Origin of the sequence: Thiocapsa sp. C2-2m (assembly GCF_041903745.1) — a bacterium.
Taxonomy (GTDB): domain Bacteria; phylum Pseudomonadota; class Gammaproteobacteria; order Chromatiales; family Chromatiaceae; genus Thiocapsa; species Thiocapsa roseilacustris.
In genome coordinates this window covers 166,755-185,622 of record NZ_JBBWVD010000006.1, presented here as the reverse complement: position 1 = coordinate 185,622, position 18,868 = coordinate 166,755, and the positions used below count along the sequence as shown (strand labels likewise).

Sequence of the window (18,868 nt, the reverse complement as noted above, 5' to 3'; positions counted from 1 at the left end):
ATTCCGTCGCAGAGATTCGCACGCCTCGGAACAGAGATCACGCCGATTCGCGGAGAGTGAAATGACGGAACAGCCGCTCACACGACTGGAACAGCTCAAGCGCGCCCTGGACGCGGGTTTCCTCGATCAAGACACGTACGACACCGCGGCCGCCACCCTAAGCGCCCAGCTTCAAGGCTCGGGCGCCGTCGCTCAAGGTCAGGACGCGATCGCAATCGGCGCGGCCGGCGTCGGCGTTCAGGGCAACAATGACGGGGTCATCAACACGGGCGTCTTGATCCAGCAGGGCACCCGCCCCGGCGCCAGCCCCGCGGACCTGCGGCGCGCCTACCTCGCCCGCATTCTGTGTCAGGCGGATCAGTTGCCGCTTTTCACCGGCGACGGGGCCAGTGCACAGGTTCGGCTCTCGGCGGTCTACACGGCTTTGCTGACCCAACGCAGCGCCGTGGACGCGGACCCCAACGAGCGCTCGGCGCTCCTCGGTCGATCACCGGAAGGATCGCAGCGCAAAGCCTCCGCCGTGGATGTGCTCAATACCGACAACCGCCTCGTCCTGTTGGGCGGTCCGGGCAGCGGCAAGAGCACCTTCGCCAGCATCGTGGCGCTCTGCATGGCCGGCGAGCTGTTGGAGGTCCCCGGACTTGGCCTCGCGACCCTGACCGCACCGCTTGCGAGGGGAGACGATGCCGATAAGGAGTCCCAACCCCAACGCTGGAACCATGAGCCTCTGCTGCCGGTCTTTGTGGTCCTCAGGGACTTGGCCAGCCAACTGCCGCTGCCCGGCACGCCGGTGGCGGCACAGACCCTCTGGGAGTTCATCTGCGGACGCCTGAAGCAGGCCGCACTCGAAGACTTCGCGCCCCACCTGCAGCAGCACCTCCTCGACAAAGGTGGTCTGGTGCTCCTGGACGGCCTGGACGAAGTCCCGGACGCCGGCGGTCGCCGGGTTCAGATCAAGCAAGCGGTGCAGGACTTCGTTGCGACCTTTTCGAAGTGTCGCTTTCTGGTCACCAGCCGCACCTATGCCTATCAGCGCCAGGACTGGAAGCTCGACGGCTTCGGCGAAGCCCATCTGCTGCCCTTCACGACCGAGCAGATCGGCCGCTTCGTGCACGCCTGGTACGGACACATGGTCGAGCTGCAGCGCTTGGGCGAGTCCGATGCGAACGACCGCGCCGCGGTCCTGATCCGCGCGGTCGAGCACAGCGAGCGCCTCCGCGAGCTGGCCGAGCGCCCGCTGCTCTTGACGCTGATCGCCAAGCTCCAGACCGAGGCCGGCGGCGCGCTGCCGGAGAAACGTGAAGAGCTCTACGACAAGGCGGTAGAGATGCTGCTCACCCAATGGGAGCGCATGAAGATTCGGGTCCGCGACGACGGCACCAAGGTGATCGAGCCCAGCCTGGCAGAGGGGCTGAACGCCGAGCGCGACGCCATTCGCCGACAGCTCGATCGCCTCGCCTTCGAGGCGCACCGCGACCAGCCGCAGCTCACGGGCACCGCCGACATCCGCCAGGAGACCCTGATCGCGGCCCTGCTCAATGCCGGCAACCGCCGCGAGGAGCCGCCCGACGTCGCATTGCTGGAACGCTATCTGCGCGACCGCGCCGGCATCCTGGTTTCCCACGGAGTCGGCATGTACCAATTCCCGCACCGCTCCTTTCAGGAGTATCTCGCCGCCTGCCACCTCACCAACGACGAGTTCCCGGACAAGCTGGCCGAGCTGGCCCGCACGGATCCCGGGCGCTGGCGCGAGGTGGCGCTGTTGGCGGGCGCCAAGGCCGCGCGCGGGTCTTCGCTCAGCGCTTGGGCGCTGGCCGAGACGCTCTGTCCAAAGGCGCCGGCGGTCTCCACCCCCGCCGAGGACCACTGGGGCGGACTCTTGGCCGGGCGTATCCTGGTGGAGTGCGCCGACCTCGACAAGGTCGCGCCGCGCGACGAAGCCAAGCGCGCGCGGGTGCGTGATTGGCAACTCGCCATACTGCGGGACAATCGTCTTCCCGCGACCGAGCGCGCGCTGGCCGGGCGGTCGCTTGCCGTGCTCGGCGATCCGCGCCCGGAGGTGATGACGCTGGACGGCATGCAGTTCTGCCTGGTGCCGCCCGGAACCTTCCTCATGGGCGAGGACGACAGCGGCTTTGCCGACGAACAGCCCCGGCACCGCGTCGATCTGCCCTATCCCTACTTCATCGGCCGCTTTCCGATTACCGTCGCCCAGTGGCGCGAGTACCTGCGAAGCGGCGGTGGAGCCACCGCGGACGACGTCGAGCCACGGGGTAGGGACAACGATCCGGTCGTAGAGTTGAGCTGGCACGACGCTCTTCTGTTCTGTGACCACCTCACCGCGGCATGGCGGGAGCGCCTGCCTGAAGGGTTTATCGTCACCCTGCCGTCCGAGGCCGAATGGGAGAAGGCCGCACGTGGAGGCGAGCAACTGGTGGCGGACAACGGGCCTCTTTCTTTGGATCGCCTGATCAGTCAGCTGCAGGACAGATCGACTCGGTCCTGGACGCAGAATCCCTATCAGGCGCGCGTCTATCCCTGGGGCGATCACTTCGATGGCGAGATGGCGAATGTCGAGTTGGCGATCGGCGAGACGAGCGCGGTCGGCTGCTATCGCGCGGGCTTCAGTCCTTACGGTTGCGAGGAGCTGAGTGGCAACGTCTTGGAGTGGACGCGCAGTCTGTGGGGCAAAAAATTTGAGACGCCCGACTTCGGACATCCTTACGACCCGGCCGATGCCACGCGAGAGGTAATCGATGCTGGAGACGAAGTCTTGCGGGTCGTGCGCGGCGGCTCGTGGCTCGCCCCTCAACACCTCGCGTGCTGTGCCTTTCGCTTCGGGATTCAACCCGATAACCGGATCCCCGACCTGGGCGTTCGGGTGGTGTTGCGCGCAACCCGTGCGTTCTGACTCCAATTTCTGGTCCTCAGGCCTCCGGAGTTCTGAGATCCGGACTGTGAAGGGGTCACGGGGGAACTTGCCCGGCCGCGCGCAGCGCGGCGTTAAGCCCACCGTCTCGGGCGTCATCAGCGCTCCTGGCGGGGAATCGGGTGGCCGGCAAACAGATGCTCGCGCAGTCCCCAGGTTTCCCCGTAACGGACATGGTTGATCCAGCCCTGCACGCCGGCATCGAGCTCCGCGAAGGAGATCCTCCCGGCTTGGTAGGCGTCGAGATTGCGCTCGAAGCGCCGGGTGAAATTGACGGCGTTCCGGCGCTTGATGAGGCGGTACGTCGGATAGACGACGAAGCCCAGCTAGGGAATTCTGCAGCGCGTCGGCAGCACCTGGGCTGCGGTCTCGTGGATCCGGAGCTGGTCGCCTGCCAGGCGCTCGATGATGGCGCGCTTTCACGCGCAGAGCTGGCGCTTGCTGTCGCTGAAGAAGGCGATGTCGTTGACGTAGCGCAAATAGGCTCTGCATCCCAACTCGCGGTGGGCAATCCAATCGAAGTCGGTCAGGTAGACGTTCGACCAGAACTGCGAGGTGAGATTGCCGCTCGGCAAGCCACGGGGACGACAGCCTGCGAGCAGATCATCGCCGGGGTAATAGAGCAGACAGTGCTCGTCCGCGAGCACGCGGTCGCTGCTGGCCAGGATGAGATCCATGAGCCACCGGACCAGACAAGTCCTGCGCTGTTCTTCTTCCTTCACCTCGGCGAGCAAATCCGGCACAGCGGATCGACCGGCATTTCCGCAACGCGCTCGGCACGGGTGTCCCGGAGCGTCGTCCAGCTCGGGAGCAGGACCAGAAGAAGAGGCAGAAGAACGTGGGAGGCGCGCAACACCACCCGAAAGCCCAGGTTGTTGTTCCGGTTGTCGGGTTGATTCCTGTTGCGATAGGCGCAGCGCGCGTTGTCTTGATGGTTGTTCCACGAGCCGCCGCGCACGACCTCTCCAGACCGCCTGGCTGGATACACGATCCAGCGGCGCCATGATAGCGCGAACAATTCCGCGCTGCGCGCGGCGGCGGGGGAAGGCTCCCCCGCACCCCCTCCGGAGTCCGGTATCCGGAGTTTCGGAGGACAGAGCACCGGAGACCGGAGTCAGGAAACAGGGGAGGCGCGCAACACCACCCGAAAGCCCAGGCTGTAGTAACGGTTGTCGGGTCGATTCGCTAGGCGATAGGCGCAGCGCGCGAGGTCTTGACGGGAGCCCCACGCGCCGCCGCGCACGACCCGGAAGACATCGTCTCTAGCTTCGAGTACCTCTCGCGTGGAATCCGCCGGGTCATAAGGATACCCGAAGTCGGGCGGCCTAAAGTCCTTGCCCCAGAGACTACGCGTCCACTCCCAGGTATTGCCGAGGAGGTCATGGAGACCGAACCCGTTGGGCGGGAAGCATCCAACGACCGAGGTATCACCGATTGCCGAGTTTGTATAATTCGCACGTTCTGGATTCGGGTCATCTCCCCACGAGAAGATGGTATCCAATTGACCGCCTCGTGCCGCCTTCTCCCACTCCAACTCGCTCGGCAGCGCGACCTGCCATGCCTTGCCGCGCACCAGATTGGCTGCAGCGCATCCTTCTAGCTCCGGTGCGCAAGCCAACTGCTGATGCAGCCATCGACAATAGGCCAGCACCTCCTGCCAATCGATCCAGCGCACGGGCCGGCTTTCAGTATCGCGCAACGCGTCCACGTCGCGCGGCCGGCATCCGGTCGCTTCCAAAAAGGCTCGGAACTGTGCCACCGTGACGGGATAGCGTGCGATGAAGAAGTCCGATGTTGGAGTCAGTGCGTCGTTGAGCTCGTATTCGGGAATCTCGTGCCCGACGACCTCGGCGATGCGTTGCGCGTCCGAGTAACGTGTGCCGATCCGAAACGCGGGATCGGCAGGGACATGAACGAATCCGAGCCAATCGTCGGCAGGTAGATGGAAGCGGTCCGGGTCGAAACGGGGATCCCCGAGCGCGGCGAGCACATCCCCCGCAAGGGCGCGCACTGGCGCAGGCATGCCGCCATCGTCCGGGTGCACCGGCAGCGACGCTGCAAGCCAGCCTGCGACCCGCGTCTTGATGGCCCGTGTGCGATCGCGCGTGTCCACGGCGCCGAGACCGATCTCGCGCAGCTGGAGTCCGGCCATCAAGGCACAACGCCAGTCGGCAGCGCCCGGTTGCCGCTGTGCACCGAGCTCGGCGATCGAGGTCCCGCCGACGAGCTCGTCGGCCGCGCTGGAGCCGCGCTCGACCTTGGCAAGCCGAGCGGCCAGCGGCAGTGCAACCTGCCAGTGACCCGGCGCAAAGCGAGCCAGGCGGACGCACTCGGCGGGGAAGTCATCCTGCGCCTGCAGATGACAGGCCGCGAGGAACTCCTGAATGGTGCGGTGGGGAAAGCTGAACTGCCGCTCGTCATCCATCTCGCCTTGGCCGACCAGCAGACCGGCTCGCTTCTCGATGTAGTCCACGACCACGGCCGCCTTGTCCCGGCTGTTCTGCAGCAGCGGACGCAGAGAGCGAATCAAACGGTCTTCCCCTACATCCGCAGTCCGATCGGATTCAAGGCCGGCCAGGTTCGCGGGAATGGTGCTCTCTTCGTGCAGCTTGAAGGCCAACTCTTCGAGCGCCCCGCGCAGATCCGCAAGCTTGAGGGTTGGAATAGCCAGCTCCTCGAGCAACGCCTTGTCGGCGCCGATCTGGCGGTTCCAACGCAGCATCAGCAGCTGGACCGATTCGTCGTAGAGATCGGCACGATCATCCGGGAGACGGCCGCGGTTGGTGTGGAGGGTCGCCATCAGTGTTAGCAGCAGCGGATTGCGGGTGAGCGGGTCGAGGTCCGTCCGGTTGCGTGCGGCGAGCAAGTCGATGCGCTTGCGATCGGCTTCGCCCGGCGAGCGCCATCCGCGCCGGACCAGTGCCTGGTACCAAGCCTCGATGAACTGCTCGATCTGCGGATCGCTCAAGTCGGCCAGGGCGTAGACGCCGCGCCGCGGATCGGCCCCGCCGGGCCAGGCATAGGGGCGTGCCGTTAGGAGGAAGCGGCATTTGGGGCCGGCGGTGCGCATCAGCTCTTGGACGGCTCCGATCACCCGCTCACGCGCGTTGCCGGCGCCGCATTCGTCCAGCCCGTCCAGGAGGATGAGTGCACCGCTGCAGCGTGCGATGCGCTGCACGTAGTCAAGGGTCTTCGACGAGAGGCCGTAGCCGCTGGATTGGAGCTCCTCCCCGATATGGGCCCAGAGGTCTCCGGCCCGTACCGGTCGATCGCCCTCCGGAAGCCGGTCGGCGAATCGTCGCAGGACGACCCGGATCGGGAGCAGGGGGCCGTGCGACCAAGTTTCGCCGAGCGCGTCGAGCTGGTCGTGATGTCCTTGCCAGGCTTGTGCAAGCGCAAGGAGGACATGGGCGCCGAAGGTGCTCTTGCCGCTGCCCGGCTTGCCGAGCAGCTTGAGCTCGCGATGCATCGCCAGCGCTTCGAGTGCCGAGACCCGGCGCTGCCCGCCGGGCTCGCGAGGCTCGTCGCGCGTGCCGTCCCGCTCGCGCGCGAGCCACTGCGGAAGCGTGGCGTCTTCGGGTATCGAGAGACCGGTGTCGAGCGGGACGTAGACATCCGCGAGCTGCAGCGGCTCGCGGCTCGGATCCTGCGCGGCGGCATCGATCTCGCCGAGTTTGAGGCCGGCCAAGTCGGCAGCCAACACATGCAGATAGAGCGCGATGACCGACTGCGCTTCCGCCGGATCCTCGCCGCCCTGAACGGCCTGCGTGATGATCTGGATGAAGTCTCGGCCGATAAAATGGCCATTGGGCACCTGGACCGAGCCTTCGATCGCGGCGCCGCCTTGGGTCGCGATGCCGGGCGCGGGCGAGTCGGCGGGAGCGTCGTCCCCGCCGTGCTGGCTTAATTGGGCCGCTTGCGGGTTTGTCGCTTCAGCCGACGCCAGCTTGGCTTGCAGCTCGGCGATCTGGCGCCGCAACGCCTCGATGCCTCCGGGGTCGTGAGGCTCCGATGTCACAGCGGCTTCTCTCCGGGACCTTGGAGTCGTGCCAGGACCGCCTTCGTCACCGGCCCGGCGACACCGGCCAGAATTGGATTCCCGAAGGCACCGACAATGGCACCGATCGCGCCCGGCACCATCTCCGCCAGGCCGTCGACGAGTTTGGCCAGCCGGCCATCCTGATCGGGTTGGGGACTGGCCAGCTCGGCCTTGATCCGCTGCACCTGCCGGCTCGCGGTCTCCAACTGCGTTGCCGGTGCACCTCGAGCGACACTCTGCTCCAGGAGTGCGAGGAGGGCATCGAGCTCGTCGGGCTGGATACCCGACGACGCGGCCGCCCATGCGCTGCGCCCGATGGCGTTACCCGAGCCTCGAATGGAGTCCACTGTCGTCTGATCGCCCTAGAGGATCTTGTCGCGACCGACGACATCCCCGCCACTGGTCACATTGCCACCGACGTAGGCGCCACCCCCTGTATCGATCTGCGTTCCGGTATTGATGCGCCCGGTGTTGCTGCCGCGAACCAGCACGCCGCGGGCACCTACTGCCGCGGCGTTTGGACCTTGAGCAGTTGCGCCGTCTCCGGTCAGCGTTGCATTGTAGGTGTCCCCGGTCTGCTGAAGGATCTGGCGGAGCCTGGCATCTGCTTGAGCGGGCGTGATCTCGCGGGCAGCGGTACCCTCGGGGAGGTCTGCGGAGTCGTCGAATGTTCCGATCGCCGTCGAGCCGCGGTAGAGTGCGACCGCGAGGGGGCCGACCCCTTTGAGTATGGTCAGCTCCGGCTCCTGCAATTCGCCAAACTGCCGACGCACCGCCTCTTCGACGCTGTGGTAAAGATGGGTGTAGAGGTCGAAGGCGCTAACGTAGCCGCGGCTGCTCACTGTCCCCTTGCCCTGCAATCCGTCCACCAGTGCCTGCGTGAAGAGGGTCAGAGTACCGGCGCCTATGTATGAGACTTGCCCCTCGCGGCAGGCAGTGATGATGATGCGCCCTTCGCCCGTAGCGAGGAGGGCGGAGGTGGTGGCCGCAGGAAGTGGATGACCGCTTAAGGTTTTCCGGCCTGTGTCCAGGGTCGGCGAAACCTGGCCAGAATGGCAGGCGTTGATTAAAAGGAGTACCCGCTTGGCCTTGATCGCGCGAAGTTTCTGGATCAACTCCCCTTGGCGCAGCCCACTGCCGGCAGCGACTTGGTGTCCCTGCAGTCGTGTGTCGTGGGTGGTGAGGTAGTAGTCCCCGTCTGCACCATAGTCCCCGTGGCCACAGAAGAAGAGAAAGACCGTGTCGTCGGCGCCGGTACGGAGAGCAAGCTGATCCAAGGCGTCAAGGATCCCGGCGCGCGTCGCCATGGCATCATGCAGGACTGCGACCTGATCCGGTGGATAGGCACACAGGTCTGGATCCACAAGGACCGCGGCAACAGCCCCGGCGTCGGCGGCCGTGATGGGAACGTCGAGTCCGGGCGCATTACAATAGGACCCGATACCAATAAGCAACGCCTGGCCTTGACTGAACGGCATCGCAACCTCCTCGGGGTGTGGTCTGTAGACCGGCGGAGCGTCCGTACCATCGCGGCGCTCGCCGACAAGGCGAGAGCTTAGTTTACCCGCGTGCCAACGCGAACACGCAAATGTGCAACGTCTCTCCGGCGTCTGCTTTACGCTTTCATCCCGCCAGACGTCAAACACACTCTTTCGATCGGTGGCGGCGGGCTCTCTGCTGCTGTGATTGCGAATCCTGTGACCGCTGATGGGGCCCAGCCGTCGCCCACACCGGCGACTCGACTGACAGCTGTTCCGGTTCGACATCCGGTCTTTCGGGGACCGATCCGTTGCGGCTGGCCCCGACACATCGGCTCCTCACGGGAAACCAAGGCACACGCCCTCCTCGACGCCATGAGCGCTGGTGAAGCCCGAGCCGCCAAGCGTGCGCCGGAGTTTACGCCTGCGTAAGGCGGATGGATCCCGATCCGCTGCAGCGCTCTCGGTTGTTCTATGGCGAGAACACACCGTCCGGGCGGCTTCTCCCGAGCCCCGCCTGTGCCCGACAAATCAGCCGAGAACCCGCTCCAGGTGGTCGCGGCCGTAGGTCCGCGCAAAGCGTTGCGTCTCCTCCTGGCCTGGGTCGGCGAGGATGCGGATACGCTCCTTGACATAGTCGGGGGTCAGCGCAATGCCCCACTTGACCTCGATGCAATAGCGCCAGCTCGCGTAGCCGGACGGGATGAGTTCGGCGGCGAAACCCGCGGTGTCGTCGGTCATCGTTCACTCCTCCAGGCCGCGGGTCCAGGCCGGAAACGGGTCCGGGAGCCCACGCCAGGCGTCCGGCCCCAACGCCATTTCGGCATCGTCGAGCAGGCAGACGTCGAGCCGGGCGCGCATCTGCGGCGCGTCCAGGTGCTGGCCGATGAAGACGATCTCCTGGCGACGGTCGCCGAAAGGGCCGTCGAAGTCGGCCTCGATGCGGGCACGCTGCGCCGGATCGTCCGGCCAATGCTCGCGCGGGGCCGCGTCCCACCACAGCCCCGCCGGCCCATGACGCACCAAGCCGCCGGCCTGTGACCATTCGCCGGCCCAATCGAGACGCGAGGCAAGCCAGAAGAAGCCCTTGGAGCGCAGCAGGTTGCCGGGCCAGTCTTCCTGCATGGCGGCATGAAAACGCCCGGGGTGAAACGGCCGGCGGGCGCGATAGACGAGGCTGCCGACACCGTATTCCTCCGTCTCCGGGGTGTGGGTGCCGCGCAGCTCCGCGAGCCAGCCGGGTGCGTTGGCGGCCCGTGCGAAGTCGAAGCGGCCGGTGTCGATGACCTCCGCGAGCGGGACCTGCCCGAGCACGGCCGGGAGGATGCGGGCGTGGCGATTGAGCTGGCGCAGGGCATGGATCAGGCGCTCGCGCTCCGCGCTGCCGATCAGGTCGATCTTGTTCACGACGATGACGTCGGCGAACTCCACCTGGTCGATCAGCAGTTCCGCGAGCGAGCGGTCGTCATCCTCGCCGAGGGACTCGCCGCGCTCGGTCAGGTCATCGGCGGTCTCGAGATCGGCGGGAAAGGCGACCGCATCCACCACCGTGACCAAGGTGTCGAGCCGCGCCAGGTCACTCAGACTCACCCCGGTCGCGTCGCGAAAGGTGAAGGTCTCGGCCACCGGCAGGGGTTCGGAGATGCCGGTGGATTCGATCACCAGCACATCGAAGCGCCCGGCCCGCGCCAGGGAGGCGACCTCCACCAACAGGTCCTCGCGCAGGGTGCAACAGATGCAGCCGTTGGTCATCTCCACCAGCCGCTCCTCGCCGTGGCTCAGGGTGACCTCGCGGTCGACCAGGGCCGCGTCGATGTTGACCTCGGATAGGTCGTTGACGATCACCGCAACCCGTCGGCCTTCGCGGTTGTTCAGGATGTGGTTGAGCAGCGTCGTCTTACCGGCGCCGAGGAAGCCGGACAGCACGGTGACGGGCAGACGGGCATCGCTGTTGGACGGGGCCATGGATGGATCGCTCGTTGTGGCTGGCGGGAGTGCAGAGAACGCCGGTTGTCCTGTCCGGGTTTAGTCCCAGAGGGCATCCAGGGCCACGAGGATGCGCGGACCCGAGCCCGGGTCGACCTGCGGGGAGCGGTGGATCGCCCCGCCGGTCGCGTTGCCCTGCCAGGCGCTGCCCTTGAGCAGCAGGATGTCGAAGGGCCGGGCTTGGCCGCTTGCGAGGGTGCCCGCGGCGCTGCCGGGCAGGCCTCGGGGGTCGATCCGAGGATCGTCGAGCCACTCCGTGCCCGGACCGCACCAGGTGCAGAGCAGCCGGATGCCGGTGCGGTCGACATGCCAGCCGGGACACATGGCGCGCTCCAGACGCTCGATACGCAGCCCGATGGCCGCGCAGCCGAGCAGATCACCGTAGAGCTCCAGCAAGAAGGCGAGCTCGCGCCGAAGCGCCGGGTGCGCGAACGCCGGCGGCAACGGCAGCGCCTCGATGTCGGGAACGCCATCGGCGGAGAGCCGGACGACCGCCCGCAGGCCGGACCAGCCGCTCACGCGAAGGCCCGCGAGTGCGCCGAGCAGGTTCGGGCTGCCGGGGGGCGAGTGCACACAGATCTGGATCTCCGGCACGAAGATCCGGGTCAGGTCCGCCAGGGTACCGGCCCGTTGCACCATGTCGGTCGGGCTGCCTAGCCCGAGCAGCGCGTCGCTCCGGTTCACAGACTGCACGCTCATGACTGACACCTCCAGGCTAAACGGTCGAATCCGGGCGATGCCGGATGGCAGTCGCCCCTGTCGGGATCGGCGAGGGTCGCGAGGATCCGTTTGGCGGCTCGGACAGGATGCGCGGAGGCGATCCTTCGCTCTTGCACCGCGGGTCGCGGCAACCGCAAGGGCTCGGCTGAAACACTGCGCACGATGTTATAGCGTTGCATTTCGAGACGTAAACCCTGCAGCGAACAGGGTAGTCGGTGTTCGCCCGCACCTGCGACCAGCCGATCGGCGTCATCACCCGTCGGATCAGCCCGCGTCCCGTGCCGAATCCAACGTCCCCGATGCCATCCGGGTGCAGGACTGCGGCCGCGCTTTGCCGGTTGCCGATCCGCCCTCGCGCGTCTCTCCTTAACCCGACGGCATCGATCGGTCTTGCATTCCAATCAATAACGATTATCATTCGTTTTAAGGGAGGGCACCCATGCCCTGCCCCGCCATCCCGATCACCCGATCACCCGATCGGGTCGACACGCCGGCAAGGGCGTCTCGACCCTGGAGCCATGGTCATGCGCGCGCTTCTCGTCAGTACGGTTGCAACAGGTGTCCTCCTGCTCGGTTTGATGGGCGCCCACACTGCGACACCTCCGCCCGGCGCCTCGTCCGCGCTGGAGCGCACGCCCGCTACAGGGTACGCCGGCCCGAACAGGTTGCCGGTGATGGGCCGCTCCGCCGAAGCGGAGAACGCCTCATGAGCGCCACGGTCGAGCGCGACGAGCATCCCCGGAGGTCGCTGCCGGGAACCGACATCCAAGACACCGTCTTCAGCGCCGAGCTGTTCGACCCTACCGGGGAGCTGCGCATCCTGCATCGCGGCCGGCTCTATCGGCTGCGCGTGGCGCGCGCCGGTCACCTCGAGCTCGTCGGGCCGAAGGGATCCTCGCGGACAGCCCGTGCCATCTGACGGATCGGCGTTCTCCCCGCGCGATGCCCGGACGCGGCGAAGCCGTTTGGGGATTGCGGGACGCCGACGCGATCACGCCACTTGCGGCAATCCGAATACCCAAGACTGCCGTCGCGCGCGTCTCGATCCCCGCGCCGGTTGCGATCCGGATCCACCACAAGGCTGTGCAGACCCCACGGAAAGAATCGGCCGTTCGCTCATCGATGGATCACTATTCACAATCGATTGCGATGACGCAATCGTCCATGACGATAATTTCCATCGCAACAATCGACTTCGTGCGTTCATCAGCGATCGCTAATCTAGCGTCAACCTCATGCGAGGGATGACGCAACAACCACTGAACATCTGGAGATCGACCCATGACCAACGAGACCACGACCGCCCCCGCCATGCCGCGCCTGAACGAGCCGGCCCCGGCCTTCGATGCCCCGACCACCCACGGCCGCAAGACCCTGGAAGACTACCGCGGCAAGTGGCTGGTGCTCTTCTCGCATCCGGCCGACTTCACGCCGGTGTGTACCACCGAGTTCATGGGCTTCGCCCGCCGCCATGCCGATTTCCAGGCACTCGACTGCGATCTGCTCGGCCTCTCCATCGACAGCCACTACAGCCACGTCGCCTGGGTGCGCAACATCAAGGAGAAGTTCGACGTGGAGATCGGTTTTCCGATCATCGCCGACCTCTCCATGCAGGTCGCCAAGGCCTACGGCATGATTCAGCCGGGGGCGAGCGATACCTCGGCGGTGCGCGCGACCTTCGTGATCGATCCGCAAGGCGTGCTGCGGGCCATGCTCTACTATCCGATGAGCAACGGCCGCTCGATCGACGAGATCCTGCGTCTGGTGAAGGCCATGCAGACCTCCGACGCCTACAAGGTCGCCACCCCCGAGAACTGGCAGCCGGGCGAGCAGGTCATCGTCCCGCCGCCGGGCAGCGTGGCGGAGGCGAACGCACGGGCGGCGAGCGGCGAGTACGAGTGCGTGGACTGGTACTTCTGCAAGAAATCGCTCTGAGCCTGCGCATCCGGATTGAATGACGCTAACAGCCCCGGCCGAAAGGTCGAGGCTGTTAGCGTTCGGTGCTTCGCGCGGTTAACACACGCTCGCCCGGCACGCGCCGTTCTTGATGTTCGGAGCGAAGGCATCGGAAACCGACGCCGATCCGCCCCCCGGGCGGGTCGATTGTCGTGGCCGAAAGCGGGTCGGTTGCGGTGGGCAACGGCAGCTGTCACCGCCCCGGCACCCTTGCACTTCGGAATTTACCGACTAAGCTACTCGACTACTGTCTCAGCGTGGAGCGTTCGAGCCGGGCCGCCCGCCCCGCCGACCGGATGGCACCGATGGCACATACCTTCCTCGAGAACCTCGATATCCCACCGATCCCGTTCGACACGGCACGCACCGCCTGGCAAGTCGCGACGCTGTCGAAGCGCGTGGCGGAGCTCGGCAGCGTCGAGGCACTGGCGGCGGAGGAATCGGCGCGCATCCTGACGCCGGTCGCCGACGCCGAACCCGGCGAATTGGGCCGCCTGCACGCGCTCTACCGGGAGGTCTACACCCCCGCGGAGGTGCGGCGCCTGGTCGAGAACGGCCTGCACCGCCTCGGCCTGCGGCCGGCGATCTGAGGGCACGCGGCAATGTCCTACCCCAACCTGGGTAACTTGTCCGAATCCCTGACCTGCGAGCTCTGCGGCGGCGACGACCCGATCATTCTTTTCCCGGACTGGGACGACGTGGATGACATATTTATCCCGGACTGGATTGATCCGGACTGGGGTCCCGAGCCTGCGGAGAACGACTTCGACCTCGACGTCCCGACCGGCGTCGAGGGCGAGTGGAGCGACATGCATTGGGAGATCAGCCCCACCTGGGATCCTTGGGGCTTCGAGATCAAGGGGACCTTCTGACGATGATGACCCGCGAAGAGGCCTGCCGAGCACTGATCGCCGCCCGCAAGCTGGCCGCGCTCTACGACGCCTATATCGCAACCAGTCAGGCCGGTCGCATCATCATCGAGCGGTTCGACAAGGCCATCGCCCGCCGCCCGAAGCGCCCGGACGAGACCGCCTTGCTCGATCGGTACCGGCGACTGCATGAGCAAGCGGCGCTCTCGCGCCAGGCGCAGGCGGTCTACGAGGTCCGTGCCGCGCAAGTGCGCCGGCGCATCCGTGAACTGCAGTCGTGGTCGGAGGACAGTTAATCATGTCGGTCGCCACCACCGCCACACGGATCCCGGAGAGGGAGTACTTCGATCTGGTCCTTGCCAGTATCGAGGCTGCCCGGCGCCGGGCGTGGGTGGCCATGTTCATCTACGACATCCGCCCCGGTCGCGACATCGCCGGATACGTGATGGCCTTGAGCCTCGCCTTGGCCGCCCGCCGACATGCCGGCGTCGATGTGCGCGTACTCACCGCCGGACAACTCTTCACCGCCGACATCGCCGCCGCCAACCTGGCGAGCGGCGGGTTTCTGACTCGCTACGGCGTGCCCAATCGGCGCATCTTCGGCACCCCGGAACAACCCGGCTCGCACGCCAAGTTCGTCGTCTGCGATGACCTGGCGATGATCGGCAGCCAGAACTGGACCGACGACGCCTTTCGCCTCAATGTCGAGGACGCGCTGTTGCTCCGGGGCGGCGCCGCCGAGCGTCTGGCCGGTGAGTTCCTCACGCTGTGGGCAAGTGCCCGGGGGTTCCCTCGCCATGCCGCTTGATGCCGCGACCGCACGCACCGCTGCCGCCGACTGGGCCGCGACCGGGGGTCCGCCGTGGCCGGATGAGACCGTCGACGCATTGGCCAAACAACTGGTCGCGCTGTCCGGATTGGTCACCCCGACCGTGGTCGATGCCGCGCTGCTCGACGCACCGACGCTGCAAGCGGTGCTGCTGCACCGCACGATCGGCCATATCGAAGATTGGCTCGCACGCGCCGCCGGGGGGCTCCGGGCCACCCTCGGCATCGATGCCGCGCGCCACGTCGTCGCAGGCGACACCTACGCGCTCGGCCTACGCGCGGCGACGATACCGGAGATCATCGACCTGCCCGGGGTCGGCCCTGCCCTCGCCGACAGCGTCGCCGCTCACGTTGCTCGCGGTTCGCCGCAGCAGACGATCGATGACCTGACCGCCATCGACGGCATCGGCGCCAAGCGCGTCGAGCAGCTGCGCGAGACGGCTTATCTGGATCGCCCGCGTGTCGGTCTGCTCTCGCCCGGCCTGTGGCGATTCTGCACCGCGCCCGGCATGTCGAGCTATTTGGACCTGCTCCGACACACCGACCTGAGCCTGGTCTACGGCGATGGCACTCGCTTGGAGCAGATACAGCCGCACCTCGGCGGTTCTTCGGCCGAACGCCTGAGCGCGACTCTGGCGCTGATCGTCGCTCAGGCGGCACGTCGCAGCCACGCCGCGGACGGCGTGCTCGCCACCGAGGCCGCCGCCGCATTGGCGCGCCGATCCACGCGCGAGCGGATGCTCGCCGAGTGCGTTCCGGTCGCTGCGTCGGATCTGCTGATCGGCGAGCACTATGTCGCCCGCGCCAAGGCCGCCATCGAATCCGCCGAGACGTCGATCCAACTGATGGTCTTCCTAGCCACCGCCGCCGATGCCCCCGGCGACACCGATCCGCTGACGCTGGTCCAGGCGCTGGAAGAGGCGGCGGCCCGAGGTGTCGAGACGCGCGTCATCCTCGATCAGGACGATGGCGGTGTGCCCTACCGCAGCGCGCTGATCAACCAGCCGCTGGTCAAGCGGCTGAAAGCAGCCGGGGTTGGCGTGAAGTTCGACGACCCTGCCAGTCTGCTGCACTCCAAGGTGCTGATCGTCGATGCCGAACAGGTGTTCGTCGGCAGCCACAACTGGACCCGGGCCTCGTTTCGCGACACCCACGAGCTCAGCTTCGTGCTCGCAGCGCCAGCGGTAGCGCAACGCTATGCGGCGCACTTCGATGCACTGTGGGCGCGGCAGCCTTAGGCGCAGCGAGCGACTTGGCGCACGTCGCATCGGCTCCACGACAACCCCTCCGCGCAGACGCAAGCGATGTCCCGAAAGCCCGCCGAACTGCAAAACCATCCTGTCGGCTTCGAGCATGCCAAGGCGGTCGGCCTGTACCGCGCCGCGTGCCAGCACGTGGTCGACGGCGACACCGCCGATTTCCTCGTCGATCTGGGGCTCTACCACTACGCCTACATCGCACTGCGTGTCATGGGCGTCGACACCCCCGAGCTGGTCGGAGTGCCCGCCGCGGTGCGTGAGGCCGGCCTTGCCGCCAAGGCCCGCACCGAGGCCCTGCTGCTGCACCGCCCCGCGCTGCTCGATACCCACCGCGAGAAGCGCAGCTTCGAGCGCTTCATCGGTCGCGTCTGGCTGCCGCATCCCAACGATCTCGCGGGGCCGACCGATACGTTCCGCACGCTCAAGGTCGGTGACACCTTGTTCGTCGACCTCGCGGACGTCCTGATCGCCGAGGGTCACGGTCAGCCGGTGCCGGGGTAGCGTGGACGCTGAGGATCGTTCGCGAAGATGGGATGCGATGACGCGCAAAGCAGAGGATCACTGCTCGGTGGACATGGACACCCTGCGATCGAATCCATCGGCACGCCATCCCCTTCAAAAAACGAGAAAAGCGGTTTAGACTTCATCCGTCAACGAAACGGATATCCAAACATGGATGCTTGTCGCCGCCCCTCGCGCACATGCCCCCTCGAGGCGACTGATTCTCCGGAACATGACATCGACGGTGACTGGTTCGCCCTCGGTGCCCTCTGCTTCACCGCTCCGCTCGACCACCGTCACCTGCCCCCGCTCGAACATCTGGGAATCCAGCTCGCCTGGCTGATCGGTTTCGCCACCGCCTGGTTCAGTGCCTGGAGCAGCGGCGGCAAGGAGCCGGTCGACGAGGACGTCACCCTCTACACCGCCATCACCGCCACACTGCACGACCACCCGGCACTGCTCTTGGAGATCATGGCGATCCCATCGGTCGGCGAAAGCTGCGGACCACACTGAGACCGGACGGCCAACCGAGCCGAACGAAAGGATGCACGCATGCCGACCTCCTCCGACCCTGCAACGATCCTGATGCTTGCGGCCGCTTCGGTCGCCGCCCTGATCGCCGTCATGGCCCTGTCCCTGTTCCTCGCCAGGGTCGTACGCGAACGTGATCGGCTGAAGATCCTCGGCGATCGTCTCAAACAAAGAACCGATCGCACCATCGCCGAGCGGCAAGCCGAGATCGACTCGCTCTCGCGCTTCCGAGATATCCGCGATGCCGCGGCCACCGCCGATCAACTGCGAAGCGCCTCGAAGGCGTTGTACGAGGGCGCACGGCGCAAGGAACAGGAAATCCTGAACGCAGCGGAAGGTGCGGCACGGGAGATCACGACCAAAGCCGAGCGCGAGGCGGCCGGCGTACTCGAGGCCGCACGGCAGGAATCCGCGGCGCTACGCCGGGACGCCAATCTTGATGCGAAGACCCGGCGCGAGCGGGCCGACGCCGTGCTGGCCGACGCAAGTGCCCAAGCCGAAGGCATCATTGCGTCCGCCGATCGGCGAGCCGAGCAGATCGCCGGCGACGCTTATCGCGCGCTGCAGGAAGCCGATCGGCTCGGGGAGGTTGCCGCGGCGATGCGTAACGTCATCGACGGCTATGGCGATCGCTATTTCAAGCCGACCTTCGGGCTGCTCGACGAGCTGGCCGAGACCTACGGCTTCGACGACAGCGGCCGGCAGCTCAAGGCGGCCCGTGAGCGGACCCGCCTGATGGTCGCCGAGCAGCGCGCGGCGTCCTGTGCGTATGTCGAGGCCAAGCGTCGCGATACCGCGGAGCGCTTCGTCGTCGATGCCTTCAACGGCAAGGTCGACACCATCCTGTCCAGGGTGAAGACCACCAACTACGGTGTCCTCGAGCAGGAGATCCGCGATGCCTTCGCGCTGGTGAACCAGAACGGCAAGGCGTTCCGGGACGCCCGAATCACGCGGGAGTATCTCCAGTCTCGACTCGACGAGTTGACCTGGGCGACCGCCATCGAGGTCAAGCGCCAAGACGAGAAAGCCGAGCAGCGCCGCATTCGCGAGCTAATCCGCGAGGAGCAGAAGGCCCAGCGCGAGATCGAGCGGGCCCTGAAGGAGAGCGCGCGCGAGGAGGAGTCACTCCAGAAGGCATTGGCGAAGGTTCAGGCCGAGGCCGAGCAAGCCAGCGAGGCGCAACGCGCGGTCTTCGACGCCCGACTGGCCGAGCTGCATACGCGGCTGACGGAGGCCGAGGCGCGCAATCAACGCGCGCTGTCGATGGCCCAGCAGACCAAAGCCGGCCACGTCTACGTGATCTCGAACATCGGCTCCTTCGGCGAGGATGTCTTCAAGGTCGGCATGACCCGCCGGCTCGAACCGCTCGATCGGGTGCGCGAGCTCGGCGACGCCAGCGTCCCCTTCGGCTTCGACGTGCATGCGCTGATCTGGAGCGAAGATGCTCCGGCACTTGAAACGGCCCTGCACCGCCAATTCATGCAGGCCCAGGTGAACAAGGTCAATCCGCGCAAGGAGTTCTTCCAGGTCTCGCTCGGAGCGATCCGCCAGCAGCTCGAAGCGAGAGGGGTTCAGGCCTCCTGGACCATGACAGCGGCCGCGGCCGAGTACCGCGAAAGCCTCGCGCTCGCCAAGCAGTTGGCCGAGGACCCCGAGATGGCTCGGGAGTGGACGCATCGACAATCCGAGTACGACCTTGCGGCAGATCGCGAGGAGCGCGAGGTCGAAGACGAGGCCATCGCCTAACGGTCAATGGACCGACCAAATGCATC

The 18,868-nt window shown here is 66.5% G+C and carries 20 protein-coding genes; 12 read left to right on the top strand and 8 right to left on the bottom strand.

Going from position 1 to position 18,868, the window contains the following annotated elements; translation table 11 throughout:
• Window positions 1-61 precede the first annotated feature (61 nt).
• On the top strand, window positions 62-2,911 hold the full coding sequence (locus tag AADX97_RS06660; RefSeq protein WP_374236525.1) for an SUMF1/EgtB/PvdO family nonheme iron enzyme: 2,850 nt from the start codon (window positions 62-64) through the stop codon (window positions 2,909-2,911).
• 437 nt (window positions 2,912-3,348) lie between these two features.
• Here AADX97_RS06660 and AADX97_RS06655 read toward each other — a convergent pair whose 3' ends face one another.
• The 8 genes from AADX97_RS06655 to AADX97_RS06620 all read right to left on the bottom strand — a co-directional run bounded on the left by AADX97_RS06655 (window position 3,349) and on the right by AADX97_RS06620 (window position 11,131).
• Window positions 3,349-3,672: an RNA-directed DNA polymerase gene (locus AADX97_RS06655; RefSeq protein ID WP_374236581.1), complete on the bottom strand. Its 324-nt coding sequence runs from the start codon at window positions 3,670-3,672 to the stop codon at window positions 3,349-3,351.
• Window positions 3,648-3,917, bottom strand: coding sequence for an SUMF1/EgtB/PvdO family nonheme iron enzyme (locus tag AADX97_RS06650; RefSeq protein WP_374238576.1), 270 nt, complete (start codon window positions 3,915-3,917; stop codon window positions 3,648-3,650). Before AADX97_RS06650 ends, AADX97_RS06655 begins: the two co-directional genes overlap by 25 nt.
• A 126-nt stretch (window positions 3,918-4,043) precedes the next feature.
• Window positions 4,044-6,947, bottom strand: a complete 2,904-nt coding sequence (locus AADX97_RS06645) for an SUMF1/EgtB/PvdO family nonheme iron enzyme (protein WP_374236528.1) — start codon at window positions 6,945-6,947, stop codon at window positions 4,044-4,046.
• Window positions 6,944-7,315, bottom strand: coding sequence for a hypothetical protein (locus AADX97_RS06640; RefSeq protein ID WP_374236529.1), 372 nt, complete (start codon window positions 7,313-7,315; stop codon window positions 6,944-6,946). The genes AADX97_RS06645 and AADX97_RS06640 overlap by 4 nt, the downstream gene beginning before the upstream one ends.
• A 15-nt stretch (window positions 7,316-7,330) precedes the next feature.
• Window positions 7,331-8,446 (bottom strand): caspase domain-containing protein, encoded by a 1,116-nt coding sequence (locus AADX97_RS06635; protein WP_374236530.1) that lies wholly within the window; start codon window positions 8,444-8,446, stop codon window positions 7,331-7,333.
• 531 nt (window positions 8,447-8,977) lie between these two features.
• Complete coding sequence (locus tag AADX97_RS06630) at window positions 8,978-9,187, bottom strand: hypothetical protein (RefSeq protein WP_374236531.1); 210 nt, start codon at window positions 9,185-9,187, stop codon at window positions 8,978-8,980.
• Window positions 9,188-9,190: 3 nt separating this feature from the next.
• Window positions 9,191-10,411 carry a zinc metallochaperone GTPase ZigA gene (gene zigA, locus AADX97_RS06625; RefSeq protein WP_374236532.1) on the bottom strand — a complete coding sequence of 407 codons (1,221 nt, stop codon included), beginning with the start codon at window positions 10,409-10,411 and terminating at the stop codon, window positions 9,191-9,193.
• Between the two features lie 60 nt (window positions 10,412-10,471).
• A complete protein-coding gene (locus AADX97_RS06620) occupies window positions 10,472-11,131 on the bottom strand; it encodes a DUF1826 domain-containing protein (protein ID WP_374236533.1) in 660 nt (219 codons plus the stop codon).
• 545 nt (window positions 11,132-11,676) lie between these two features.
• Between AADX97_RS06620 and AADX97_RS06615 the strand changes: the two genes are divergently transcribed.
• The 11 genes from AADX97_RS06615 (at window position 11,677) to AADX97_RS06565 (ending at window position 18,842) form a co-directional block, all read left to right on the top strand.
• A complete protein-coding gene (locus AADX97_RS06615; protein WP_374236534.1) occupies window positions 11,677-11,862 on the top strand; it encodes a hypothetical protein in 186 nt (61 codons plus the stop codon).
• Window positions 11,859-12,071 carry a hemin uptake protein HemP gene (gene hemP / locus AADX97_RS06610; protein WP_374236535.1) on the top strand — a complete coding sequence of 71 codons (213 nt, stop codon included), beginning with the start codon at window positions 11,859-11,861 and terminating at the stop codon, window positions 12,069-12,071. The genes AADX97_RS06615 and hemP overlap by 4 nt, the downstream gene beginning before the upstream one ends.
• A gap of 362 nt (window positions 12,072-12,433) precedes the next feature.
• On the top strand, window positions 12,434-13,087 hold the full coding sequence (locus AADX97_RS06605; RefSeq protein WP_374236536.1) for a peroxiredoxin: 654 nt from the start codon (window positions 12,434-12,436) through the stop codon (window positions 13,085-13,087).
• Window positions 13,088-13,413: 326 nt separating this feature from the next.
• Complete coding sequence (locus tag AADX97_RS06600) at window positions 13,414-13,698, top strand: hypothetical protein (RefSeq protein ID WP_374236537.1); 285 nt, start codon at window positions 13,414-13,416, stop codon at window positions 13,696-13,698.
• Between the two features lie 12 nt (window positions 13,699-13,710).
• The gene (locus AADX97_RS06595) at window positions 13,711-13,980 is read left to right on the top strand and encodes a hypothetical protein (RefSeq protein ID WP_374236538.1); all 270 of its coding nucleotides are present in this window, start codon (window positions 13,711-13,713) and stop codon (window positions 13,978-13,980) included.
• A 2-nt stretch (window positions 13,981-13,982) separates the two neighbouring features.
• Window positions 13,983-14,273, top strand: a complete 291-nt coding sequence (locus tag AADX97_RS06590; RefSeq protein WP_374236539.1) for a hypothetical protein — start codon at window positions 13,983-13,985, stop codon at window positions 14,271-14,273.
• A 2-nt stretch (window positions 14,274-14,275) separates the two neighbouring features.
• A complete protein-coding gene (locus AADX97_RS06585; protein WP_374236540.1) occupies window positions 14,276-14,785 on the top strand; it encodes a phospholipase D family protein in 510 nt (169 codons plus the stop codon).
• Entirely contained in the window at window positions 14,775-16,043 is a 1,269-nt protein-coding gene (locus tag AADX97_RS06580; RefSeq protein WP_374236541.1) for a phospholipase D-like domain-containing protein, read from the top strand. The genes AADX97_RS06585 and AADX97_RS06580 overlap by 11 nt, the downstream gene beginning before the upstream one ends.
• Before the next feature lie 66 nt (window positions 16,044-16,109).
• Window positions 16,110-16,565, top strand: coding sequence for a thermonuclease family protein (locus AADX97_RS06575; protein ID WP_374236542.1), 456 nt, complete (start codon window positions 16,110-16,112; stop codon window positions 16,563-16,565).
• A 171-nt stretch (window positions 16,566-16,736) separates the two neighbouring features.
• The gene (locus AADX97_RS06570; RefSeq protein ID WP_374236543.1) at window positions 16,737-17,078 is read left to right on the top strand and encodes a hypothetical protein; all 342 of its coding nucleotides are present in this window, start codon (window positions 16,737-16,739) and stop codon (window positions 17,076-17,078) included.
• A gap of 39 nt (window positions 17,079-17,117) precedes the next feature.
• Window positions 17,118-18,842: a DUF4041 domain-containing protein gene (locus AADX97_RS06565; RefSeq protein ID WP_374236544.1), complete on the top strand. Its 1,725-nt coding sequence runs from the start codon at window positions 17,118-17,120 to the stop codon at window positions 18,840-18,842.
• The last annotated feature ends 26 nt before the right edge of the window (window positions 18,843-18,868 follow it).